Origin of the sequence: Streptomyces canus 299MFChir4.1, assembly GCF_000383615.1 — a bacterium.
GTDB classification, from domain to species: domain Bacteria; phylum Actinomycetota; class Actinomycetes; order Streptomycetales; family Streptomycetaceae; genus Streptomyces; species Streptomyces canus_C.
Genome location: NZ_KB911629.1, coordinates 39,730 through 46,702, shown reverse-complemented (window position 1 = coordinate 46,702; position 6,973 = coordinate 39,730). Strand labels below are relative to the sequence as shown.

At 66.4% G+C, this 6,973-nt stretch carries 7 protein-coding genes and 1 pseudogene; 5 read left to right on the top strand and 3 right to left on the bottom strand.

Annotated elements, in window-relative coordinates; genetic code table 11:
• The first annotated feature begins 229 nt into the window (after nucleotides 1-229).
• The 3 genes from H293_RS0144105 (at nucleotide 230) to H293_RS0144090 (ending at nucleotide 2,855) form a co-directional block, all read left to right on the top strand.
• Nucleotides 230-667 (top strand): MarR family winged helix-turn-helix transcriptional regulator, encoded by a 438-nt coding sequence (locus H293_RS0144105; protein ID WP_020124168.1) that lies wholly within the window; start codon nucleotides 230-232, stop codon nucleotides 665-667.
• 364 nt (nucleotides 668-1,031) lie between these two features.
• A protein-coding gene (locus H293_RS62050; RefSeq protein WP_472727708.1) for an IS630 family transposase occupies nucleotides 1,032-2,101 on the top strand; the annotation gives its coding sequence in 2 pieces (ribosomal slippage) (nucleotides 1,032-1,518 and nucleotides 1,518-2,101; 1,071 coding nt in all).
• A gap of 112 nt (nucleotides 2,102-2,213) precedes the next feature.
• The gene (locus H293_RS0144090) at nucleotides 2,214-2,855 is read left to right on the top strand and encodes a hypothetical protein (protein WP_033416507.1); all 642 of its coding nucleotides are present in this window, start codon (nucleotides 2,214-2,216) and stop codon (nucleotides 2,853-2,855) included.
• Here the strand turns inward: H293_RS0144090 and H293_RS60945 are convergent.
• Nucleotides 2,833-3,035: pseudogene (locus H293_RS60945) on the bottom strand (hypothetical protein); the annotation flags it as partial. The gene H293_RS0144090 and the pseudogene H293_RS60945 overlap by 23 nt on opposite strands.
• A gap of 428 nt (nucleotides 3,036-3,463) precedes the next feature.
• On the bottom strand, nucleotides 3,464-4,393 hold the full coding sequence (locus H293_RS0144085; RefSeq protein ID WP_020124164.1) for a GlxA family transcriptional regulator: 930 nt from the start codon (nucleotides 4,391-4,393) through the stop codon (nucleotides 3,464-3,466).
• A 124-nt stretch (nucleotides 4,394-4,517) separates the two neighbouring features.
• On the opposite strand from H293_RS0144085, the gene H293_RS0144080 reads away from it, so the two are divergent.
• Together H293_RS0144080 and H293_RS62045 are read left to right on the top strand one after the other, a co-directional pair.
• Nucleotides 4,518-5,885, top strand: coding sequence for an MFS transporter (locus H293_RS0144080; protein WP_028808733.1), 1,368 nt, complete (start codon nucleotides 4,518-4,520; stop codon nucleotides 5,883-5,885).
• A gap of 165 nt (nucleotides 5,886-6,050) precedes the next feature.
• Nucleotides 6,051-6,464 (top strand): transposase, encoded by a 414-nt coding sequence (locus tag H293_RS62045; protein ID WP_472727706.1) that lies wholly within the window; start codon nucleotides 6,051-6,053, stop codon nucleotides 6,462-6,464.
• A 44-nt stretch (nucleotides 6,465-6,508) separates the two neighbouring features.
• Here H293_RS62045 and H293_RS60940 read toward each other — a convergent pair whose 3' ends face one another.
• The gene (locus H293_RS60940; protein WP_020124162.1) at nucleotides 6,509-6,754 is read right to left on the bottom strand and encodes a hypothetical protein; all 246 of its coding nucleotides are present in this window, start codon (nucleotides 6,752-6,754) and stop codon (nucleotides 6,509-6,511) included.
• Nucleotides 6,755-6,973: the final 219 nt, after the last annotated feature.

The following is a 6,973-nucleotide window of genomic DNA, read 5'->3' as shown; positions in this document are numbered from 1 at the left end:
CTTCGGCCGATACACCAGCGCTCGCATCGCCCACCATCGACAACGGATCGCTGGTCGGCATGCGGGGCTCCTGCAATCCAGGCACCTGGCCCCCTGCGGGCAACGGAGTGCATCTGGCTTCCTCAGCTCGGACGCTCCACCCCACTGCCACCGGTGGTGACCGCAGCTCACGGAGGTGCCAAGTCACCGCTCCTCATAGGATGAGGACGTGTAGCTAAGGATACTGAGATTGAAAGGCATCACCATGACTGCCGTGACATTGCAGGATGTCGGACTGGCGGTAAAACGACTGCAGTGGCACCACCATCGCGCGGCGAACACCGGCTTGGGCGAGCTCGGCCTGTCCCTGCCGCAGCGGGATGTGCTGAGGCATCTGCACGCCCAACCGGACGCGTCCCTGCATGCGCTGGCGGTGCTGACGTTCCAGACGGACCAGTCGATAGGCACCCTGGCGGGCCGGATGATCGGCCGAGGGCTCATCGAGCGGGTCTCCGGGCCGGGTCGCGCCGTCCGACACCGCCTCACCGCGGAAGGAGAACGGCTACGACTCGAAGGGGCCAAGGTCGTCGAAGGCGTCATGCGGCACTCTCTCGGGACATTGACGCCAGACGAGCTGGCAACCTTGCACAGGCTGCTGCTCAAGGCGGACCCCGGGGACCCGGCATAGGCGGTTCGGCTGGATCAGAAGGTAGGTGCTGGCGGCGTTCCTGGTGACAGTCCGGAGCGGTCGCTGACGATGTGCAGGACGCATACGACTGCATGCTTGCCCTCTCCTCCAGCAGCTCGGTTCCGGCGCCAGCCGGACCGAGACCGGTAGTTTTCTGCGTCACGAGCTGGAAGATCACTTCAGCGTCGGTCCTGTGCGCTTGCGGCCAGAAGCAATGGCAAGGCGAGTGATGGCCTGGGGGACGTCAGCCGAACCTGCATCTACCGGACCGGGGAGCGGGTATTCACCGCTCTGTTAGAGATCTTTAAGTGTGCGGGTTACGTGGGGTCGTGACGGTTGTCGTGGTTCGCGCTATGCCGGAGGGGTGAGGTATCCCGATGGCGGTGGGCTGACGGCTGAGGAGCGCGATCGGCGTGAGCAAGTCCGGCTCACGGCAGCTGACTTGATCGAGGCGGGGGCCAGTGACCGGGAGGTGGCCCGGCGGTTCCGGGTGACCCGGATGTCGGCGAACCGCTGGCGTCGGGCCCTGGCCGCGGGCGGCCGCCAGGCGCTGGTGTCCAAAGGTCCCGGCGGTGCCCGCTGCAAACTCAGTGGCGCACAACTACGTGTGCTGGAGGCGGTGTTGGAGGCCGGGCCTGCCGCCTCCGGCTGGAGCGACCAGTGCTGGACGCTGGCCCGCATCGGTGAGATCGTGCGCCGCCGTTTCGGGGTCGAGTACACCCTGGCCGGGCTCGACCTGCTCCTGCACCGCATCGGCTGGAGCGTGCAGGTCCCGAGCCGCAAGGCCACCGAGCGGGACGAGCCGAGGATCGCCGCCTGGAAGGACGAGCAGTGGCCCGTCATAAAAAGAGGGCGGCGGACCTGGGCGCCTGGCTCTGCTTCGAGGACGAGGCAGGTCAGAGCCTGAGGCCGCCCAAGGGCCGAACCTGGGGCCGCCGGGGCCACACCCCGGTGGTGAAGGTCACTTCCGCGGGCACCAAGCGGGTCTCGATGGCGGCGCCGATCTGCACGAAAGCCGGCCGCAGCCCACGGCTGATCTACCGCATCCACCTGGACCGCGGCCCCGCCAAAGGCCGGCGCAAGGGCTTCACCGAGACCGACTACGCCCGCCTGCTCGATGCCGTACACCAGCAGCTCGGCGGTCCCATCGTCCTGGTCTGGGACAATTTGAACACCCACGTCAGCCGCACAATGCGACGGCTGATCGCGGCGCGATTATGGCTGACCGTCTACCAGCTGCCGCCATACGCTCCGGAGTTCAACCCGGTCGAGGGCGTATGGTCGCACCTGAAGAGATCCCTGGCCAACCTCACCAAACACAGCCTCGACCAGCTCACCGCACTGGTGAAGACCCGGCTCAAACAGATGCAGTACCGGCCCCACCTCATCGAAGGCCTCATCGCCAAGACCGGGCTCGACTTCCAACCGCCGTAACCTCAGCCGTTGAAGATCTCTAGTGCTCTGACCGCAGACCTTCGCCGGGTTGGGCGGGTGTGGGGCCATTAATGCCAGCTACCTGGCCCAGGCATCCGCCTATGCTCGGCTCGTGCAGCCGCTTTCCGACCGCAGCAATCCGTTGATCACGGCGTTCCCAGCCGAGCTTGCAAGCGATGCCCAGGCAGTCCTGGCAGTGATGCCTGATTCGCGGCTCCAGCCGCATGCCTCGTTCGCGGTCGCGGTCGAGGGCCAGCAAGTTTTGATCCCCGGGCGCCTCTACAACGACGAGCCGCCAACTGACAGGGTGGCGTTGCTTTCGTCGCGCCAACAACAGCTTCTGCACTGCTTGTACTCAAGGCACTGCGACGGCGTGGTCAGGCAGCGCCACCTGGAGAAGGTCGTTGGCTCCACGGACCCATGGGTCGTCCCCTTCGTCGTGCAGCTGGTTGGCGAGTACGTCTTGGAGATCCTGGTCGTCATCTGCGATGAGCTCCGTGATCTCGCCACGCCCGGCACCTGCGGCCACCTCGCTTACGGGCAGTTCCTCGTGGACAACCCTGCTTTCTTCGCGCGCACTCAACGGCGGGTAGTGAGCTACTGGAGCTGCTACTACCGCGGCACCTACGCAAGTTTTCGGGGCTACCCGGGGTGCACGATTCTTGACCTCCTACGGTCCGCTGCCTCCGACAGAGCAGGACATCCCTGGCCCAACCTCGCTCCAGCCGGCGTCAGGGTGGACGGCTACTGCTAGGACCCGGCCGGGCAAGGTCGCCGGAGTGGTCAAGCGGCATCGGCGAGGTCCGTCCGCCCCAACGGATGCCCTTCTTACTGCGGATGCGAGCGCGCTCGCGGCGCTGGGCTGCCAGACGTCGGGGTGACGGGCATTCGCGTTGCGCCAGCGCAGGTAGGCGTGCAGGGCCCGCTCCTGCAGACAGTCGATCAATACGTGAGTGTCACGGACGGCTTTGGGATCGCTGCCATCACGTACTGCCGGGCGGGCCATCACATCCCCCAAACGCCTGCCACTGTGGCAAGCCTTTCAAGATCCATGGCCGCTGCACGCCAGGCAATGTGGCGGGACTCGCGCACAACCATTTCCGGACATGAAGACGGTCCGGTGTACCTCTCTCCAGGTCCTGCCGGGCTGTGGACGGAGCAGCGGCCGCAGCACGGCGCATCACGAGACGGCACAGGCCGCGCTCAGACAGGGAGACACCCTGGCCACAGCCGTCTGTGGCAGGTTGTAGCGCAAGCGGATGTCGTGGACCGACCAGCCGCGGGCCGTCATCGCCTCGACGTACGGTTCGGCTCGTGTGCGGTGCGCGGCGAAGGCGAGCAGGTGGGAGTATCAGGAGCGGTTCACCGTGTGGCTGGTCCGTTCGTGGTGCCCAAGTGGCTGAATTGTGCTCGGTAGGCGCTTGGTGTCAGACCGGTGCGGCGGACCATATGGGCTCGTAGAGAGTCAGCAGAGCCCAGGCCGCAGGCATCGGCCACGCGGTCCATGGAAAGGGTTGTGGTCTCCAGGAGTTCCTTGGCGCGCTCCATGCGTTGGTGGAGCAGCCACTGCAGCGGGCTGACGCCGCTCTCGGCGTGGAAACGGCGGGTGAGCGTGCGTACGGAGATGCCCGCGTGACGAGCCAGGTCGGTGAGGGTGAGGGGCTTGTCAAGATTGCGCATGGCCCAACCGCGGGTGTCGGTGCAGGCGGTGCCGTGCACCGGCGGCAGAGGGGTCTGAGTGAACTGGGTCTGGCCGCCGGGGCGGACGGGTGCGACGAGGGCAAGACGGGCGACCTCGTTGGCGACTGCAGCACCGTAGTCGGTGCGAATGATGTGCAGGCAGAGGTCGATGCCGGCGGCGTAACCGGAGGACGTGAGCACCTGTCCGTCCTGGATGTAAAGCACGTCGCCCTTAAGGGTGAGGCTCGGGTATCGGTCGAGCAGTTCGTCGGCGAGGCTCCAGTACGTGGTGGCGCTGCGGCTGTCGAGGAGGCCTGCTTCGGCGAGCACGAAGGCACCGCTGCATATGGAAGCGATGCGTTTGCCCGCAGCGGCCGCCTCCTTCACAGCCTGGACGGTGGCGGGGTCAGGCGTTTCATGCCGACCGGAGCCGGCGAGGAGGACCGTATCGGCGTCCATCACGGCGTCAAGTCCTGTATGCACGTTGAGGTCCAGACCGCTGGTGGTGGCCACCGGGCCTGGTGCACTGGTGCAGATGGTCACCTCGTAGCCCGGGGTGCCGTCGATGTCGACCTTCGTGAGCAGCATGTCCGGGATGGCGAGGTTGAACATCGAGACCGGGGAAGGGGTGATGACGGCAACACGGTGGGGCGTCCTTGCAGGGATGGCCAGAACCTCCGGATCCTTGGCATTCAGGCCACTGCTGTGTGGCATCATTTTTGCACAACATTGATCCATGCTAAAGAATCGGCCGCCCCGGGGTGAGGAATCTGCCCACACTCACGGGGAATTGACCTCCAGCAAAACGTCTTCCGGATTCACGCTCGTGGCGGCGCTTTTTGGTTTCTCCCTGATCACGCTCGACACCTCCGTGGTCAATGTGGCCCTGCCGTTCATAAGCTCCAGTCTTGGCGGCGGAGTGTCCGGCCTGCAATGGGTGGTGGACGCGTACACACTAGCCTTCGCAGCGCTGCTTTTGTCCAGCGGCGCTCTCACGGACCGGGTCGGTGCCAGTCGAGCCTTCGCCATGGGCATCGTGATGTTTACCATTTCCTCCGTCGTCTGCGGATTGTCACCAAACCTTCTGGCGCTCATTGTCGCCCGCACGGTACAGGGGAGTGCAGCGGCTCTCGTCCTCCCGGCTTCGCTGGCACTGGTGCGACAGGCGTACACAGACCCTGTCAAGCGGGCCCGCGCGGTCACTGCGTGGGCAGCCGGCGGGTCGGTGTCGATGGCCCTTGGCCCGATTGCGGGTGGCGCGCTGACCACGCTGTGGGACTGGCGAGCCGTCTTCTTCATCAACCTGCCGGCGGGGGCAGTCGCTCTGTTACTGCTCGTGCGAGCTCCGCGCTCCAAACGCAACCCGGCGCCTTTGGACCTGCCCGGGCAGGGCTTGGCCATAGTGGCTCTTACCTCCCTGGCTGTCGCAGCGATCGAGGAGGGAAAGATACGGCTGATAGCGATCCCTATTGCTATGGCGGCAATAGCCGCATTCTTCCTCACTGAAGCGCGCCAGGCACACCCTATCGTCCCGTTCGACCTGTTCCGCAATCCGGCTGTACGCATTGCCATTGCAGCCGGGGCGGCGTGCAGCGTGGCCTTCTACGGCGTGGTGTTCCTGTTCTCCCTATCCCTGGCAATGCACGAGGACCGTTCAGCGCTGGACGTCGGACTGGTGTTCCTGCCGATGACCGGCCTGATCGCGGTCACCAATGTGCTCTCGGGCAGGCTGGCCGAACGCTACGGCCCGTGGCTGCCGATGGCGGTCGGCCAGAGCCTGGCAGCGATCGGAGCGTTGATTCTCCTCCTCGTCGGCGCGGGCACGCCTGCGGGCCTGGTGTCCGTGCTCCTGGTGCCGATGGGTCTCGGCTGCGCGCTGGCGTTGCCGCCTCTGACCGCCCTGATGATGGACGCGGTCCCGGCGGAGCGGGCGGGTCTCGCGGCCGGCGTGCTCAACGCGGCCCGCCAGATGGCCGGCGGCCTCGCGATTGCTGGATTCGGGTCACTGGTTGCCCATGACTTCGCCGAGGGTATGCGGTTGAGCCTGATGATCAGTGCCGGGCTCCTTGGGGTGACGGCCGTAGCGACGTCCAAACTGCGGTAAGTGCTGCAATGAATCGGTAGACTGCCACCGCTTCTTGTTCGTCCTGCACACGGCAATCGTCTCAGCTTGACTCTGTCGGGGATCTTGGAGTTTCCCGGTGCGGCAGCAAGATCGACGGGCATGCTCGGGTAGTTCCGCCGACCGATCCAGCTGTCGAGGTGCTCGTTGTCCCTTCGTCCCCGTTCCGGTGAGCAGGTCCCGTCTCTGACTGCGCAGGTTGCGCGGGCGAGCAATCCGGACGGCACGACGGCGATATGGGTACGTGACCGCCTCGATGGGCTGTGGTGCGACGAGGACTTCGCTGACTGGTACCCGCGAGATGGCCGTCCGGGTCTCTCACCCGCTCAACTGGCCAACGTCTGTGTGATGCAGTTCCTGCTCGGCCTGTCCGACCGGCAGGCGCCGAGTCGGTCCGCTGCCGCATTGACGTCAAGTACGCCATGGTGCGCCACGAAACGCCATCGAGGCCGTACGGCGGAGGGCCCGCTGTCGGTGCACAGCGGGCCCTCTGAGGATCGCAGGAGTCCGCGGGGGAACGGTCATCAGCTGCGTGCCCTGTACAACGCCAGCAGGCCGTAGGGAGTTACGCCCACCAGCACATGACGCTCCCTCGCCTGGCCGGGCTAGATGCTCCATGGCACCCTCCTGCCGGGGGCGTGGACGGGGCTCCATACGGATGCGGACGGGCCGTGTTGGAGCAGGTCGGTCAGTGGGGCTGTGAGGACGGGGACGTCCCGCAGGAAGGCCGTGAGCGGCCTGGCGGCCGCGCGCAGGGCGGTGACCCGGTTCTCGATGTCGGCGGGTCCGGTGCCGTCCAGGACGAACAGCAGCGGCGGGAGGAGCGGGTGGCGCCGCCGCCGCTCTTCCACCCCTGGTTGTTGGATGGTCGGCCGGCGCCCCCGGGACCGTGGGCACGTAGGAGTGGAGGCGGGCGTAGGCGGACAGTTTGGTACCGAGGCGCTCGGGCCCCATGGTGGCGCGGTCGACCTCGACGAAGGCCCGCAGCATCGACCCGCCCTCGCCGCCGACCGGGTCGCGCCGGTAGTACAGGAGGGCGTCGGAGCGGGTGGCTGCTCTGCATCTGACGA

Excerpts from the sequence above, each read along its gene's own strand:
- H293_RS0144085 (WP_020124164.1), bottom strand. The coding sequence starts at position 4,393 with ATGTTCAACCTCGCCATCCCGGACATGCTGCTCACGAAGGTCGACATC.
- H293_RS0144080 (WP_028808733.1), top strand. The coding sequence starts at position 4,518 with ATGCTAAAGAATCGGCCGCCCCGGGGTGAGGAATCTGCCCACACTCAC.